12 protein-coding genes, 1 tRNA gene and 1 pseudogene are annotated in these 16,294 nt (G+C 39.8%); 11 read left to right on the top strand and 3 right to left on the bottom strand.

All coding sequences use genetic code 11. The features are described 5' to 3' along the window. Positions 1-54 precede the first annotated feature (54 nt). A complete protein-coding gene (gene galE, locus GYM62_RS09810) occupies positions 55-1,065 on the top strand; it encodes a UDP-glucose 4-epimerase GalE (RefSeq protein WP_219959275.1) in 1,011 nt (336 codons plus the stop codon). A gap of 205 nt (positions 1,066-1,270) precedes the next feature. Then, positions 1,271-2,224, top strand: coding sequence for a CHRD domain-containing protein (locus tag GYM62_RS09805; RefSeq protein WP_219959274.1), 954 nt, complete (start codon positions 1,271-1,273; stop codon positions 2,222-2,224). 95 nt (positions 2,225-2,319) lie between these two features. Here GYM62_RS09805 and ggt read toward each other — a convergent pair whose 3' ends face one another. Then, positions 2,320-4,014, bottom strand: a complete 1,695-nt coding sequence (ggt, locus tag GYM62_RS09800; protein ID WP_219959273.1) for a gamma-glutamyltransferase — start codon at positions 4,012-4,014, stop codon at positions 2,320-2,322. Between the two features lie 1,256 nt (positions 4,015-5,270). Between ggt and GYM62_RS09795 the strand changes: the two are divergent. After that, positions 5,271-6,756 (top strand): annotated as a pseudogene (locus GYM62_RS09795) (IS1182 family transposase). A 1,117-nt stretch (positions 6,757-7,873) separates the two neighbouring features. On the opposite strand, the gene GYM62_RS09790 reads toward GYM62_RS09795, so the two are convergent. Next, a tRNA-Asp gene (locus tag GYM62_RS09790) sits at positions 7,874-7,947 on the bottom strand. Positions 7,948-8,156: 209 nt separating this feature from the next. Between GYM62_RS09790 and GYM62_RS09785 the strand changes: the two genes are divergently transcribed. The 5 genes from GYM62_RS09785 to GYM62_RS09765 all read left to right on the top strand — a co-directional run bounded on the left by GYM62_RS09785 (position 8,157) and on the right by GYM62_RS09765 (position 12,582). Next, positions 8,157-9,104, top strand: a complete 948-nt coding sequence (locus GYM62_RS09785; protein ID WP_091655597.1) for an acetyl-CoA carboxylase carboxyltransferase subunit alpha — start codon at positions 8,157-8,159, stop codon at positions 9,102-9,104. 50 nt (positions 9,105-9,154) lie between these two features. Further along, the gene (locus GYM62_RS09780; RefSeq protein WP_219959272.1) at positions 9,155-9,994 is read left to right on the top strand and encodes an MBL fold metallo-hydrolase; all 840 of its coding nucleotides are present in this window, start codon (positions 9,155-9,157) and stop codon (positions 9,992-9,994) included. Next, a complete protein-coding gene (locus tag GYM62_RS09775; protein WP_091655595.1) occupies positions 9,984-10,787 on the top strand; it encodes a patatin-like phospholipase family protein in 804 nt (267 codons plus the stop codon). Before GYM62_RS09780 ends, GYM62_RS09775 begins: the two co-directional genes overlap by 11 nt. Further along, complete coding sequence (locus tag GYM62_RS09770) at positions 10,784-11,344, top strand: 1-acyl-sn-glycerol-3-phosphate acyltransferase (protein WP_219959271.1); 561 nt, start codon at positions 10,784-10,786, stop codon at positions 11,342-11,344. The genes GYM62_RS09775 and GYM62_RS09770 overlap by 4 nt, the downstream gene beginning before the upstream one ends. A 95-nt stretch (positions 11,345-11,439) precedes the next feature. Further along, entirely contained in the window at positions 11,440-12,582 is a 1,143-nt protein-coding gene (locus GYM62_RS09765; protein WP_219959270.1) for a DUF4221 family protein, read from the top strand. Between the two features lie 16 nt (positions 12,583-12,598). Here the strand turns inward: GYM62_RS09765 and GYM62_RS09760 are convergent, their stop codons facing one another. Continuing rightward, positions 12,599-13,123, bottom strand: coding sequence for a hypothetical protein (locus tag GYM62_RS09760; RefSeq protein ID WP_139217522.1), 525 nt, complete (start codon positions 13,121-13,123; stop codon positions 12,599-12,601). A gap of 295 nt (positions 13,124-13,418) precedes the next feature. Between GYM62_RS09760 and GYM62_RS09755 the strand changes: the two genes are divergently transcribed. The 3 genes from GYM62_RS09755 to GYM62_RS09745 all read left to right on the top strand — a co-directional run bounded on the left by GYM62_RS09755 (position 13,419) and on the right by GYM62_RS09745 (position 16,254). Further along, entirely contained in the window at positions 13,419-14,564 is a 1,146-nt protein-coding gene (locus tag GYM62_RS09755; protein ID WP_219959269.1) for a DUF4221 family protein, read from the top strand. A gap of 52 nt (positions 14,565-14,616) precedes the next feature. Then, positions 14,617-15,738 carry an aminotransferase class V-fold PLP-dependent enzyme gene (locus GYM62_RS09750; protein WP_219959268.1) on the top strand — a complete coding sequence of 374 codons (1,122 nt, stop codon included), beginning with the start codon at positions 14,617-14,619 and terminating at the stop codon, positions 15,736-15,738. A gap of 84 nt (positions 15,739-15,822) precedes the next feature. Beyond that, on the top strand, positions 15,823-16,254 hold the full coding sequence (locus GYM62_RS09745; protein WP_219959267.1) for a hypothetical protein: 432 nt from the start codon (positions 15,823-15,825) through the stop codon (positions 16,252-16,254). The last annotated feature ends 40 nt before the right edge of the window (positions 16,255-16,294 follow it).

Below are 16,294 nucleotides of genomic sequence, written 5' to 3'. Positions count from 1 at the left end.
CGGGAGATCTTATCCTTTGGATTAGATTTGTTCTTTAGGAATTTTTAATCAAGAATGAAAAAAATATTAATTACCGGTGGGGCAGGATATATTGGCTCACACACTGCCGTAGTTATGGCAGAAGCGGGTCTAACCCCAATTATTTTAGATGACTTATCAAATTCCAGTGAGTCAGTTATCGATAGACTGGAAGAAATCATGGGTTACAAACCAATTTTTTACAAAGGAGATTGTAATGACTCATCAATTTTAAATCAAATAGGAAAAGAACATCAACTTGCCGGAGTAATTCATTTTGCGGCTTTTAAGGCAGTGGGAGAGAGTACTCAAGAGCCATTGAAGTATTATCAGAACAACTTAGGTTCTTTAATGGTCTTGTTAAATTTTATGAAAAGGGAAGGAATTCAGGATTTGGTTTTCTCTTCATCCTGTACAGTATATGGGCAACCGGATGTTTTGCCTGTTACAGAATCCACACCTCGAAAAGATGCTGAAAGTCCCTATGGGAACACCAAGAAAGTATGTGAGGATATTTTGGTTGACTATGTGAAAAGTAAAGCTGGAGTTAGAGTGATTTCACTCCGCTATTTCAATCCAGTTGGTGCGCATCCAAGTGCTAAAATCGGAGAGTTGCCCAATGGAGTTCCAAATAACTTGGTGCCCTTTGTTACCCAAACAGCCGCTGGATTAAGAAACAAATTGACTGTCTTTGGAAATGATTACGATACTTCAGATGGTTCTTGTGTAAGGGATTTTATTCATGTGATGGATTTGGCAGATGCACATGTGAAAGCGCTTAATTATTTGGGCGAGCAGGATGCCAATTTTTACGATGTATTCAATGTCGGAACTGGCCATGGGAATACGGTATTAGAAGTAGTTGAGACTTTTGAAAAAGTCAATCAAATAACACTCAATTATGAAATCGGACCTAAGCGTCCCGGGGATGTAGTTAAAATCTGGGCAGATACGAAAAAAATCAATCAGATATTGGGCTGGTTTCCGAAATACTCTTTGGAAGATTCCCTTCGGGATAGTTGGAATTGGCAGAAAACTTTGAATTAAAAAAAAAATCAGCTCTCTAAAGCTGATTTTTTTTTGGTTATACATACCTGTTAATAATCATTTGGTATAAGAACTCACCCTTCCTATATCAATTTCTGCATTTTGCACTTATAAAATTGCAACTTTTTGAAAATCAGGTCAATCCAATTCCTGTTGACCTTACGTAATTCTCTTATTCGATTTTAACATTCAAACCCAAAAAATCATGAAAAATTTATTTCAAAGTGTGTACTTCAGCATTTTTGTAATGCTGTTTTTTGTTGCCTGCCAAGGCATGGAGGATGCTCAAATTCCTATGGCAGATGATTCAAATGTAGAGTTTACTGGTGACGAAAATGCCAGAAAAGGCCAAATGATGGAATTTGGTTCCTTTTTGATTGGAACTGAAGAAGTTCCTGCTGTCAATTCTTCCGGCGCGGGCGCTGCTTTTTTCTCTTTAAGCCCTGATGGCAAAAGCCTGAATTTCGAAGTGAGAGTTGCAAACACCACAGGAATTATTTTTGCTCACTTGCATAATGCAGCAGAGGGAGCAAATGGTCCTGTAGTAGTAACCTTGATTCCCGCTCAAGATCCATCTGGACTGGAGAACGGAGTGGTTGCAGAAGGAATGATCAAAATGGAAGACCTTTCAGGACCTTTAGACGGAAAAATGATTTCTGACTTAGTCCGGGAAATCAACATGGGTAGAATTTATGTGAACATACATACCTCTTCTTTTCCTTCAGGGGAGCTACGAGGACAAGTTAGCATGGTTCAACCTAACAATAATGATAATTTCACTATCAAGCTTTCTGGCTTGAATGAAGTTCCAGCTGTAGAAACTGATGCGACTGGGGTAGCTATTTTCAGATTCAATAAAAAGAATTCCTCAGTGGAATTTCAGGTGAATGTTGACAATATTTCAGATATTCGATTCTCGCATATACATCTTGCTGAACCAGGAGCTAATGGCCCGGTGGTAGTAACTTTAGATGGTGAAAAAAGAGAAGGACCTGTAGAGGGAGTATATGTTAAAGGAACCTTAACGAGCGAAAGTCTAGGAGGTAAGTTAATGGGTGGAGACCTGATGATCTTGAGGGAAGCGATGAGAACAAGCTATGCTTATGTTAATGTGCATTCAGATCTAGTTCCAAGCGGAGAGTTAAGAGGTAACTTCTAAGGATTCATTCTTTAAATGACATATAAAAGCCCTTCAGAGAATTTCTTTGAAGGGCTTTTTTTAGAGGTTGAGGTAAGAAAATACCTCTATTACTTTTAGTATCCAGCAGCTTGACCGTCTTTTCTGGATTCGGATGCGCCAAAATAAACTTTTTGAATAGGGTCATATCGGATTGCTTGATAGCCTCCATAGGGCCCAACACTAAACTCCACCCTATGTCCCATTTCCTCTAAGGTTCGAATCACTTCGTAGGAGAATCCACTTTCTAGGTTGAGCGAACCTCCGGAAGTCATACGGGAGCCAGTAGGCTGGGAGGAGCCAACATGACGCATTCTAGGAGCATCTCCTGCCTCTTGTATATTCATTCCAAAATCGATGATATTGACAACAATTTGGGCATGTCCTTGCGGCTGGACAGCACCACCCATTAAGCCAAAACTCATAAACGGCTTTCCGTCTTTGGTGATAAATGCAGGTATAATAGTGTGAAATGGTCTTTTGCCTCTTGCTAAGGAGTTCCAGTGGTTTGGGTCCTGAACGTTAAACATTTGCCCTCTGTTTTGTAAGACAAATCCCAAACCGTCAGGTACCATGCCAGACCCAAATTCATCATAAATGCTTTGGATAAAGGAGACCATATTTCCTTCCGAATCAGCAACAGTCAAATAGGTGGTATTCCCTTTTTCAATATCTCCAGCAGGATATTCATCTGCAGCTTGGTGGAAATCTATTAATTTTCGTCTTTCAGCAGCGTATTCCTTTGAAATCAGGTAATCCACAGGAATTTGATTGAAAGCTGGGTCCGCATAATATTTTGCCCGGTCTTCGTATGCTAGCTTTTTTGCCTCAGTCAATACATGTAAATATTCAGCACTTCCAAAGCCCATGGATTTGATGTCAAATCCTTCCAAAATATTTAGCATTTGTAAGGCGGCGATTCCTTGCCCATTTGGAGGAAGCTCCCATACATCATAACCTCTGTAATTGGTGCTTACTGGTTCCACCCACTCAGATGTATGATTTTTTAGGTCCTCGTAGCTTAAGTAACCTCCATGTTCTTTCATAAAACGATCTATTGTCCTCGCTATCTCCCCTTCATAAAAGGCCTTTTTCCCTCCTTTGGCAATTAGATCATAAGTTCTTGCGAGATCAGGGTTTTTGAAAACATCCCCCTTTTTAGGGGTTGATACACCATTTGGCATATAGGTCTTCCTGAAACCCGGAAGGTCTTGCATTCGAGGCCAGTTATTATTCATCTGCCAGGCAATAACCTCTGATATAGGGAAGCCCTTGTTTCCGTAATCAATGGCAGGTTGGAGGATTTCCTGCATGGAAAGCTTTCCAAAGCGCTTGTGCATTTCAAACCAACCGTCCACAGTACCGGGAACAGAAATAGGAAGAGGCCCTAAGAAAGGGACATAGTTTAGCCCTTTTTCTTTAAATACTTCCATGGTCAAACTAGCTGGAGCTCTTCCACTTCCATTGAAGCCATAAAGTTTTTGAGTTTTGGCATCCCAGATGATGGCAAAAACATCCCCGCCAATTCCACAGGCATGAGGTTCTACCAAACCCAACATGGCATTGGCTGCAATAGCTGCGTCCATGGCAGTTCCTCCTTTTTTCAAAATATCCAAAGCAGCTTGTGTCGCTAAAGGCTGGCTGGTAGCAGCCATTCCATTTTGAGCGACGATTTCAGATCGAGTAGCAAAGTTCTTTCCTGTAACCCGATCTTGTCCTTTGGTTCCCAAACTGATCAGCAAGAAGCTAATCATCAAAGCAATATATTTCATATGATTTGTCGAATTTGATTCGATATTAAGTTGGAAGCTTAATTTGGGCAAGGCAAACTTGGTTGAATGGTGAATATCTCAGATTTGGGCTTGCTATACTTTGGAGAAATAAAGTAGAAATATTTAGAAATACGCCTTCGGCGAAATAATAGAAAAGATACTTTTAAGATAATTTCAAGATACGCTTGCGGCAAGATAGACCTTGAGACCATCCCGCATCAAAAGCTCCTTAGGAGCGAAAAATAAAATAGCCCCGCCTGAGGCGGACAGGCAGGGGTTTTAACCCCTGGATCATTGTACCTAACCTCAACCCAGCGCTAACCCGAGAACTCCTTTTGGAAAAGAGGTGTCATGCCAGCAAGGCAGGACAAGGTTCTGTTTAAATCGGATTGAAAATCCTACGATAGGGCCTCGGAATTGCAAATTCCGAGGAGCTAATACGCCTGTGGCGAAATAAACCTTGAAGACAGCCTGGATCAAAAGCTCTGAAAGAGCGTAATTTATTAGCCATGCCTGAGGCGCGCAGGCCCAGGTGCAACTCAGCGTATAAATAGAAAAGGTAACCAACCCGGCGCTGGCCCGAGAACTCCTTTTGAAAAAGAGGTGTCATGCCAGCTAGACGGAGAATGAAATACAGTAGAAATATATTGAAATACGCCTTCGGCGAAATAATAGAGAAGATACTGTTCAAGATAATTTTAAGATATGCCTTCGGTAAGATATACCTTGAGACCATCCCGCATCAAAAGCTCCTTAGGAGCGAAAAATAAAATAGCCAGGGGTTTTAACCCCTGGATCCTTGTACCTAACCTCAACCCAGCGCTGGCCCGAGAACTCCTTTTGAAAAAGAAGTTTCATGCCAGCAAGACAGGACAAGGCTCTGTTTAAATCGGATTGAAAATCCTTCGATAGGGCCTCGGAATTGCAAATTCCGAGGAACTAATGGGTACAAAAACAAAAAAGTCCCGAATCTCTTCGGGACTTTAAGCGGAATGGACGGGACTCGAACCCACGACCTTCCCGAGAATCGGGACAGGCATTCTAACCAGTTCGTTTATTGAGTATTAATAAATAAAAATAAGGTTTTAACTCTCTCAGGCTACAAAAACAAAAAGAGGCTGTCTCAAAAGTAGATAGTTTAATAGGCTAGCTGATTTCTCGGCTAGCCTTTCTTGTTTAACTCAAAATAGGTATTTTGAGGTGTGCAAAAACAAGACACGAATATAGTCTTTAAAGACTATTCTCCCAACCAGCTGATGCTTCTTCCTCCGAGTTTGGAAGAATTAATTCCAGCCCATCATCCAGCCCGAACCGTTAATTCGGTGATGGATCAGATCGATCTTTCCTCGGTGTATGCCTATTATTGGCAAAACGGTGCCAGCAGCTACCATCCCCGGATGCTGCTGAAGATTTTGGTTTATGGCTATCTTGAAAATTGCTTTTCGTCCCGTAAGCTGGAGAAGGCTACCCGGGAAAACATCGTGTACATGTGGCTTTCGGGGATGCAGCGTCCCGACCACCACACGATCAACCGCTTTCGTTCCGAACGGCTCAAGCCGGTGATCGGCGATATATTCTCCAAAGTGGTACTGCTGCTTCATCAAGAAGGCCTTCTGGATATCAAGGAGGTCTATACCGACGGTACCAAGATAGAGGCCAATGCCAACCGTTACACGTTTGTCTGGGGTAAGGCGATCAAAAAGAACAAGGAGCGGATCAGCAAACAGCTCCAGGAACTCTGGGAATACGCAGGTTCGGTAGCCGCCCGGGAGCTGGGAGCCGAAGAGCCCGACTTTATCAACCCCAGTCCGGAGAAAGTGTCTCAGACCGTGGACAAGATCAACCGGGCCCTGCAGGACAAGCCTGTGGACAAAAAAGTGAAGCAGAAACTAAACTACGCCAAAAAGCACTGGCCGGCCAAACTGGAAGAATATGACCAAAAAGAACAGATCCTGGCAGGACGCAACAGCTACTCCAAAACCGATCCCGATGCCACCTTCATGCGGATGAAGGAAGACCACATGAAAAACGGACAGCTCAAGCCCGCCTACAACCTTCAGCTCAGTACCCACGGACAGTTTGTGGTCAACTACTCCCTGCATCCCAATCCCACCGATACGCTGACCCTCAAACCTCATCTGGAAAAATACTGTCAGCTCTACGGTTTCTATCCCTCCAGCTACACAGCCGATGCGGGATACGGCAGTGAGGAAAACTACTGCTTCCTGGAGGAAAACCAGATCGAAGCCTTCGTCAAGTACAACTATTTCCACAAAGAACTTCAACAGGAATCCAAAGCAAAGAAAGTCTACGGACTACTCGACAACCTCCATTACGACCCGCAAAACGACCGCTACATCTGCCCCATGGGACAGCCCATGGAAAAGAGCGGGAAAAGCACCAGTAGAAACATCAACCGGATTCGTTCAACACTATCGCCACTATCAGGCTAAAAACTGTTCCGGCTGTCCACTCTCCGCAGCTTGCCATCCCGGGGAGGGAAACAAAGTCATCAAGGTCAACACAAGACTCCAGCAACAGAAAGCCAAAGCAAAGGAACGGCTAACCTCAGAGCGAGGTATTCAGAAAAGAAAGCAACGGGCCATCGATGTCGAACCGGTCTTCGGACACTTCAAATACAACAAGGGCAGAAGCCGTTTCATGCTCCGCGGTAGCGCAAAAGTGGCCGTTGAAACAGGCCTTCTGGCCATTGCCCACAACCTGGCCAAAAAGGCGGGATGAACAGCCTTAAATGTCCATTTTTTCATCCCAAAACAAAGACAAAAGCAAGTGGAGCACAGTATCCATCCATGACCCTAAAAAACAACTCATGTGAACCCCGGTCAAAAAAATAGAGGCCGAAAATCAAAAATCGGCCTCTATTGCGCAAAATCGAATATCTCTAAATGTGAAAACTATTTATGAGACAGCCTCTTAAGCGGAATGGACGGGACTCGAACCCGCGACCTTCCCGAGAATCGGGACAGGCATTCTAACCAGTTCGTTTATTGAGTATTAATAAATAAAAATTAGGTTCTAACTCTTTCTGGCTACAAAAACAAAAAAGCCTTAGAAAAATCTAAGGCTTTAAGCGGAATGGACGGGACTCGAACCCGCGACCTTCCCGAGAATCGGGACAGGCATTCTAACCAGTTCATTTATTGAGTATTAATAAATAAAAATTAGGTTTTAACTCTCTCAGGCTAGAAAAACAAAAAAGCCTTAGAAAAATCTAAGGCTTTAAGCGGAATGGACGGGACTCGAACCCGCGACCTTCCCGAGAATCGGGACAGGCATTCTAACCAGTTCGTTTATTAAGTATTAATAAATGAAAAAAACAGGTTCTAACTCTTTCTGGCTAGAAAAACAAAAAAGCCTTAGAAAAATCTAAGGCTTTAAGCGGAATGGACGGGACTCGAACCCGCGACCTTCCCGAGAATCGGGACAGGCATTCTAACCAGTTCGTTTATTGAGTATTAATAAATAAAAATTAGGTTCTAACTCTTTCTGGCTAGAAAAACAAAAAAGCCTTAGAAAAATCTAAGGCTTTAAGCGGAATGGACGGGACTCGAACCCGCGACCTTCCCGAGAATCGGGACAGGCATTCTAACCAGTTCATTTATTGAGCATTAATAAATAAAAATTAGGTTTTAACTCTCTCAGGCTACAAAAACAAAAAAGCCTTAGAAAAATCTAAGGCTTTAAGCGGAATGGACGGGACTCGAACCCGCGACCTTCCCGAGAATCGGGACAGGCATTCTAACCAGTTCATTTATTGAGCATTAATAAATAAAAATTAGGTTTTAACTCTCTCAGGCTACAAAAACAAAAAAGCCTTAGAAAAATCTAAGGCTTTAAGCGGAATGGACGGGACTCGAACCCGCGACCTCCTGCGTGACAGGCAGGCATTCTAACCAGCTGAACTACCACTCCGTTTTGTGTGCTTCTCGTTTGAAGTGATGCAAAGGTAGGTATTTCGACTTTTTCCGCAATACCTTACCATAAAATTTTTTTAACTTTGATTCTATCTCTTTCTAATTCAGGAGAATAATTTTCAATATTTTTGAATTTAGTCTATTTCCACGAAAGGGTTTGCCTCTGAAGGATATTCCTTATCTTTGTTCCATTCAAAAATCACCAAAATGGTATTAGAATTCGAAAAACCAATAGCTGATTTAGAGCAAAAACTTCAGGAAATGAAGGATTTGGCCAAAGGTAGAAATATCGATTTAAGTTCAGATATTGAGTCCCTGGAAGAAAAAATCCTCGCTTTGAAAAAAGAAACATTTCAGAATTTGACTAGATGGCAGCGGGTTCAGCTTTCCCGCCACGCAGACAGACCTTATGCATTGGATTACATTTATGAAATCACCAACGATTTCATCGAATTGCATGGAGACCGTTCTGTAAAAGACGATAAAGCAATGGTCGGTGGTCTTGGAGACATTGATGGCCGCACTGTCATGTTTATTGGTCAGCAAAAAGGTCGCAACACCAAACAGCGTCAGGAGAGAAACTTTGGGATGGCAAATCCTGAAGGTTACCGAAAGGCACTTCGCCTGATGAAAATGGCTGAAAAATTCGGTAAGCCGATAGTAACTCTGATTGATACTCCGGGTGCATTTCCAGGCTTGGAAGCTGAAGAAAGAGGCCAAGGTGAAGCTATTGCTAGAAATCTCAAAGAGATGTTTATGCTGAAAGTCCCTGTGATTTGTATTATCATTGGCGAAGGTGCTTCAGGAGGTGCGTTAGGGATTGCAATCGGAGACAGAGTTTACATGTTGGAAAACACTTGGTACTCTGTAATTTCTCCTGAGTCTTGTTCTTCAATTTTATGGAGGTCATGGGATTATAAAGAACAGGCAGCTGAAGCATTGAAGCTGACAGCAAAAGACATGAAAGGAAATGGATTGATTGATGATATCATTCCTGAGCCACTTGGAGGAGCACACAAAGACCTAAAGTGGATGTCTAAAACTATCAAAGAAACCATCACTTCTGCCTTGAAAGAATTGGATAAGATCAAGCCAGAAAAACGAATCGACCAACGCATCGACAAGTTCTGCTCGATGGGTGTGGTAGTAGAATAAAATTTCAATCCCGGACTCATCCAAGTCCGGGATTTCTTTTGAATCAATAAATGGAATTACACGTAGTCAATACCGGTTTTTTTAAATTGGATGGAGGGGCCATGTTTGGGGTAGTACCCAAAGTTCTTTGGTCACGAACCAACCAAGCAGATGAAAATAATCTATGCACCTGGGCCATGCGCTGCCTTTTGGCTGTAGATGGAGATCGTGTGGTGTTGATTGATAATGGAATAGGAGATAAGCAAGACGCAAAGTTTTTCTCTCATTATTACCTGCATGGAGATGATTCTTTGGAAAAATCTCTTCGAAAATTAGGAGTAGGCTTTCACCAGATTACCGATAATTTTCTGACCCATTTGCATTTTGACCACTGTGGAGGTGGAGTTAAGTATGGAAGTCATGGACAGTATGAAATGGCTTTTCCCAGAGCGAACTATTGGTCTAACCCAGATCATTGGAAATGGGCAACTGAGCCAAATCCAAGAGAAAAAGCATCTTTTTTAAAGGACAATATTGAACCAATGGAAGAACTGGGTCATCTGAAAATGGTGGACTTGAGTTCCAAAACTCTATTCCCTGGTTTTGACTTCATCACAGTTGATGGGCATACGGATAAGCAAATGCTTCCAAAAATCCAGTATAAAGGAAAAATATTGGTTTTCGTTGCAGATTTACTTCCTTCTGTAGGCCATATTCCTATTCCTTATGTGATGGGATATGATACCAGGCCTTTGTTGACCATGGATGAAAAAGCCAAATTTCTGGAAGAAGCGGCAAGAGAAGAATACATTCTGTTTTTTGAACATGATCCTGTCAATGAATGTTGCACCGTTAAAATGACCGAAAAAGGTGTTCGGGTAGACCAAACATTCAAACTTGATGAAATCTGAATTGAAAATAGGAGTGGCCCTCTCAGGCGGAGGAGTTCGGGGTATTTCACACCTTGGAGTTTTAAAGGGGCTGAATGAAGCCGGGATTTACCCTACGCAAATCAGTGGAACTTCTGCAGGTGCAATCGCTGGTGCTATGTATTGTCAAGGTTATCAGCCGGAAGAAGTTTTAAAAATCATTGTAGAGACTAACTATTTCAAATTTTTAAGACCTGCCATTTCGTGGACTGGGATCCTCAAAATGAGCAGTATCGAAAGCCTTTTCAAAATCTACATGGCTCATAATGATTTTGGACAGTTGAAAATTCCTTTAACTGTGGCTGCAACAGATATCAAAAGAGGAAAAGCGGTCTATTTTTCAGAAGGAGAATTGATTCGTCCGGTAATGGCTTCTAGTTGTATCCCGGGGATGTTTGAACCCATTGAAATCGAAAATAAGTACCTGGTCGATGGAGGAGTGCTGAATAATTTGCCAGTTGAGCCCTTGGACGGAATCTGTGATTTTGTCATCGGCGTAAATTGCAATCACTTGCCTGAGGAAAGCAACATAACCAATATGAAAAAGCTGATCGAGCGATCAGTTATCATGGCGATGAATTACAATGTTTATAGCCGAAAGGCTAAATGCGATTATTTCATAGAGGCTCCTGGATTAGGCAAATTTGGTGTTTTTGATATCAAAAAAGCTTCCCAATTATTTCAGGCGGGTTATACCCAAACCATGAAATATATTGAAGAGAATCCATCTATCTTAGAATTGAGTAAACCCAATAAATCCACCCTCAGCGCATGATGAAGTTTCTATCCCGGATTGTTTTCTGGATTACCGGTTGGTCATTGAATACCAATTGGCCGGAAGGAGTAAAAAAGGCAGTTTTAATTGCTATTCCCCACACTTCGAATTGGGATTTATTATATGCCAGAGCAGCTTTTTTCCTGATGGATATTCCTGTGAAATTTACCATTAAAAAAGAAGTAATGGTTGGACCATTGGGTTGGTTTATCAAAGCTTTAGGAGGTATAGCCATTGATAGAAAGCGAATTCCAGGAGGAAGAAAACAAACTTACACTGAGGCTATGATTTCCATGCTCAAAGAATCAGAGGAATTGGTGATCATGGTTACTCCTGAAGGCACTCGAAGTGCAGTAAAGAAGTGGAAAACCGGCTTTTACCATATCGCGCTGGGAGCTGATGTTCCAATTGTTGTGGGCTATCTGGATTATAAGAAAAAAGAAGCAGGTATAGGACCATGGATACAGCCCAATGGAGAAATGGATACTCAGATTGAAGAATTAATGGCTTTTGGAAGAACAGTGACTCCAAAACATCCTGAGAAGGGGATTCAGTAAGAATAAGTTTAACTTTTTATAAGATTTTTTTAGTCGTTTTGCCTAAAAACTCTTCATATATTTTCTCCTGATTAACATTACTCATTCGAAATATTATGAAGCCTATCTTTCTATTAGTTTTTACCGCTTTTATATTTTCTTGTAATACTAAAAAAACCAAATCAAATGAAATATCAGATTCTTTTGAAATAACACTTGACACCTTGATTTTTGAATCTAATGATCAATTTCTTTATCTAGAAGAGGGGTTGAAAAGGTCTTGTTTGACGCCTGATAAAACTTTTTTATTTAATTATAATTGGAGAGACCATGCAATAGAAAAAATTGATTTAGAAAGTTTAAAGCTTGACTCTCGGATCAATTTAGAAGAGGAAGGGCCAAACGGGATTTCTAAATATATCACAAATTTCAAAGTAGAAACAAGCGGAGTAATTCTCATTTGGGGCAGTAGGTTTCATTTCGAACTAGATACCAAGTGGGATAAAACGACAGATTTTAAACTTGATGTATTGATCGAAAATAAACTTGGCAAGAGTTTGTTTCCAGTTTCTATTTTTTCAGATAAATATAACGAAGATCGTTTGGTGGGTTTTTATTATGATATTAAAGAATTCACTCCTCTACTTATAGATTTTGATTTGAAAAATCAAGGCTTGAAAATAGTAGATCTTCCTGAAATCGATGACATGAAAAAATATGTGGTCGAATTATACTCGAATGGATTAATTGGAGGAACTTATGGATTGGAGTTTTACTCTATGATGCAGAATAATAAAGTGATAATTAATTCAAATGTGTTGAATGAAGTTGTGGTTTATGATCTGAATTCGGGAGAATTAAATGTGAAAAAGTGGGATTCCCAGTTAATAGGATCTCGAAGAAAATATATCCCTCCGAAACAAGCAGATTATTTCTCTGATGAACTAGTACACCTTGTAAGGAAATCAGAGGAGGATATAACCTATGGTCCAATGTTTTGGGATGGTACAAATCAAAATTTCTTTAGATTTTCCTATAAAGGTCATTTTACTGAAGAAAAAAATGAAAATGGTTTTTTTATAAAAAATAATGTTGATGTTTTTCTAACCCGATTTGATGAGCAGCTCAATATTGTTAAAGAGTCTGAGATTCCCGAGCTTAATTCTAATTTAAACCTTCATTTCGAAAAAAATGGAGAAATATGGATTTTTGAAAACATCAATGATGAATTAGCATTTGTAAGGATGAAATGGTCTTAAAAAATTTAAGAAAAACCTAAACAACTTGAATTAACAAGCCCATATAATCTTTCAAAATCCTAAACTCGGCATCATCTACTTTGCCGTCTTCCCAGATCTTATCGATAAGCTCTTTAAGACCATTAAATTTAGACTTCAAATTCTCATCGTCTTGGTTTTCTAAAAACTGTTTTAGCTTGTAGACTTCCTGATCGTTAATGTCTCCCGAGGAAAGGATTCCCTTTAGTAATCCTTTGATAAATAGTTTGTTGGAATCTTCAACCCGTTGTTTGGATCCGATTTTCTCCAAAAATTTATTAAGAATATCCTCAATCTCTTCCAACTCCTCCTTATTCACGGAACCTGAGTCAACAATGGGTTTAATCTTAGAATATAAACCATTGAAAGGTTCATGTTCGCATAAAGACTCATTGTCTGCACACCAATTTTTCAAGGTTTCATATTCATTTCTGGTTACAACTCCGTCCAGAGAAACCCCATAAATCATTCCCGCAAGCTCTGTCGCAGCGTTTTTCCATTCAGTACTTTTCGCTTTTTCCATTCCTGTCTTTATTTGAAAAAAAATATACAATTTATCTCCTGCATTTTTATACCCTGTACAGGGTATTTTTCTGATTATGAAAGAATTGAAGTGTTTTTTATGAATTATCAAATATCCTCTTCTAGAACCTTGATAACTGTCTAAATGGCTGGAAAGCGAATTTCTTTAGGGCTGAAAACTGTTTAAAATTTACTAGTTGTTATGAATTTAACATTTAATAAAAAGCTATTAGTAGAAATAAAATCCTGTTTTTTCTATCTTTTGCCAAATTCATTTTTCACTTAAAATTTCCAATATGAGGTACTTATTTCTATTTGCTATTATTCCTTTTTTGTTTTCCTGCGGCAAAACAGATGATAAGGGGGGATTTTCAGGCGAGATTAAATTATCCATAGACACTGTGATGGTAGATGCCGGAGAGGAATTTCTTTCTCTCAATTACGATCTTAATTTTTCCTCACTTTCTCCGGATAAAAGTTATTTGATCAATTTTAATCCGGAAAGTCAAGTGGCAGAAAGAATTGATTTGAATGAATTGAAACTTGTGAGAAAGATTCAGTATGAAGCGGAGGGACCAGACGGAATAGGATCTCGAACTGCTAGTTTTTCTATTTTGCCAAATGAAAATTTGCTGTTCAAAAACTACATGGTTTACAAAGTTCATGATCAGAAAGGAAAATTGGTTGAGAACTTGGAGCTAGAAAAAATCGCTTCTGATATTTTGGGAGAGACTAATTACTATCCCCTGCAAGTTTTCAGAATCAAGGACAATCCTACCAGAGTTTTTGTACTAACGCTTCACTGGGAAAATTACAGTTATTCTCTGATCGACTTTAATTTAAGCGAAAGAACATATAAAGAAATCCCGCTGCCTATTTTCGATAAAGGGAGGGATTATAGATTGGAAATCCTTTACAATGGAAATCCTGCAGGAGGCTATGGACCAAGTGTTTATTCCTCACTTGAAAATAATAGGATTTACATGACCATGAATGCATTCAATGAGGTTCATGTATTTGACTTGGAAAAAGATAGTCTTTATTCAAAAACTTGGGATAGTCCTCTTTTGGGGAGTAAAAGTACTTACAAACCTCCAAAGGAAGTGGAAATGACAAGCGGCGAACTCAAAGAAATTACACGGAAAGCTCAGGAAGATATTTCCTATAAGCATTTGATTTGGGACGATCGCAAAAATGTGTTTTATAGGTTTTCTGAGAAAAAGAAATTCAGCGAGGAAATAAATGAATATGATGAGTATACTGTAACAGGTTCTACCCTTTATTTAAGTGTCTTTGATCAAGATTTGAATCTTTTGATAGAGTCCGAAATTCCGGAACTCACATCTTTATCCTCAAGGTATTTTGTGAAAGACGGAGCTATTTGGATGTATTCCAATATTGATGATGAATTGGCTTTCACTAGGATAAATTTTGTGGATTGAGTGATTGTTGATAGCCATCTATTAAATTTATTCTGTTAAACCTCAGCTCGAATTGGACTGTCAAAAACACTTATTTTCTATTGATTCTGAGATTTCCTATCTCAACAATGCATATCGGGGGCCTTTACTCAAGGCTTCTGAAAATGCTGCATTGACGGATTTGGGCAAAATGAGGAATCCTCAGGAATTGCAGCCTTCGGATTTTTTCACAGAAACCGAAGAGGTGAGGGGGCTATTTGCGCAATTAATTTCAGCCCAATCCGATGAAATTGCCATTATCCCAAGTACCTCCTATGGATTTGCAAGTGCCTTGTCTAACTGGACTGACCAGAAGGGCAAAAAAGCCATTACGGTGAAGGATGAATTTCCGAGTGGATATTTTGCTGTTAAACGCTGGGCGGAAGAACAAGAAGCTAGCCTTGAAGTGATTGGGGAAGATGCTGAGCTGTCTTGGAATAATAAAATTCTAGCTGCTATCGATGAGCATACTGCCTTGGTTTTGATTTCCAGCGTTCACTGGATGAATGGCTACATTTTTGACCTGGAGGCTATCGGAGCAAAATGCCAAAAAGTAGGGGCATGCTTTATAGTGGATGGCACTCAATCGGTAGGGGCAAAGCCTATAGACGTGAAGGCATGTAAAATCGATGCCTTGATTTGTGCTACCTATAAATGGCTATTAGGTCCTTATTCTTTGGGCCTAGCATATTTTGGTGAAAAATTTGAAGGTGGTAAGCCCTTGGAAGAGTCTTGGATGAACAGGACAAATTCCAGGAATTTCTCCGATTTGACGAATTATAGGCAGGAATTCTTACCCAAAGCTCACAAATTTGATGTAGGAGAAAGCAGTCATTTCATCTTGATGCCGATTCTAAAAAAATCATTGGAACAAATTCTCCAATGGAGCACAGAAGAAATTCAGCATTATACTTCAGATTTAAAAAAGTACTTATTTGAAATTTTAGAACTGGACCTTTTCCATTCTCAATCAAGTTCCAATCACCTATTTGCTTTGCCTTTAAAATCTGGTTTAAATCCACAGGCTCTTAAATCTGACTTGGAAAACGAAAAGGTTTTTGTCTCTGTCAGAGGACAATCCCTCAGGGTTTCTCTTCATCTCTATAATGACCAAAATGATATAAAAAGGCTGGTTTCTGTTTTGGAAAAAAGCTGATTTTTGACTTAGTTAAGGTAATTACGTGGCTACTTGTGTAGCATTTTGCACATTCAAAGCGTTAAGTTTTAAATGAGAGAGACCATGCTTAAAAGATATATACCCTTTGTCTTAGTTTTTATCTTGTTTTTTTCCTGTTCTGAAAAAAACGATTCAACTGCATTTCAGATTGATCAACTGCTTAGATCTGCAACCTGGAGAATAGCCGATTATTCTGAGGATGGAACTGATCAGACCAGTCAATTTAGCGGGGGAACTTTGAATTTTATTTCTGGTTCAGAAATTCAGACCCGAATCAACGGTGGTGTGGAAAATGGAATCTGGACTTTGAGTATTGATCCTGCTGATCCCAATCAAAACACGGTCAATATTGCCTTCTTTTTTAATTCAGGTTCAACATTTTCAAAAATTAATAGGGATTGGACAGTGGTGAGTTATTCCAATACAAGGATCGACATGATTTATAATCGACCTTCCGATCAGGCTGTGTTTGACTTGGTATTGCAGAAGAATTGATTATTTGAGGGTATATTTTTATAGTTAGTATAAAATATAC

The sequence above is a fragment of the Algoriphagus sp. NBT04N3 genome, assembly GCF_019443765.1.
GTDB lineage: Bacteria > Bacteroidota > Bacteroidia > Cytophagales > Cyclobacteriaceae > Algoriphagus > Algoriphagus ornithinivorans.
The sequence above is the reverse complement of the archived record's forward strand: the minus strand, read 5'-3'. Positions and strand labels throughout refer to the sequence as shown.

Bases quoted from the DNA above. Each gene is read 5' to 3' on its own strand.
- GYM62_RS09780 (WP_219959272.1), top strand. From the start codon at position 9,155: ATGGAATTACACGTAGTCAATACCGGTTTTTTTAAATTGGATGGAGGG.
- GYM62_RS09745 (WP_219959267.1), top strand. From the start codon at position 15,823: ATGCTTAAAAGATATATACCCTTTGTCTTAGTTTTTATCTTGTTTTTT.
- GYM62_RS09765 (WP_219959270.1), top strand. From the start codon at position 11,440: ATGAAGCCTATCTTTCTATTAGTTTTTACCGCTTTTATATTTTCTTGT.
- GYM62_RS09775 (WP_091655595.1), top strand. From the start codon at position 9,984: ATGAAATCTGAATTGAAAATAGGAGTGGCCCTCTCAGGCGGAGGAGTT.
- GYM62_RS09755 (WP_219959269.1), top strand. From the start codon at position 13,419: ATGAGGTACTTATTTCTATTTGCTATTATTCCTTTTTTGTTTTCCTGC.
- GYM62_RS09805 (WP_219959274.1), top strand. From the start codon at position 1,271: ATGAAAAATTTATTTCAAAGTGTGTACTTCAGCATTTTTGTAATGCTG.
- GYM62_RS09785 (WP_091655597.1), top strand. From the start codon at position 8,157: ATGGTATTAGAATTCGAAAAACCAATAGCTGATTTAGAGCAAAAACTT.
- GYM62_RS09760 (WP_139217522.1), bottom strand. From the start codon at position 13,123: ATGGAAAAAGCGAAAAGTACTGAATGGAAAAACGCTGCGACAGAGCTT.
- GYM62_RS09770 (WP_219959271.1), top strand. From the start codon at position 10,784: ATGATGAAGTTTCTATCCCGGATTGTTTTCTGGATTACCGGTTGGTCA.
- ggt (WP_219959273.1), bottom strand. From the start codon at position 4,014: ATGAAATATATTGCTTTGATGATTAGCTTCTTGCTGATCAGTTTGGGA.
- galE (WP_219959275.1), top strand. From the start codon at position 55: ATGAAAAAAATATTAATTACCGGTGGGGCAGGATATATTGGCTCACAC.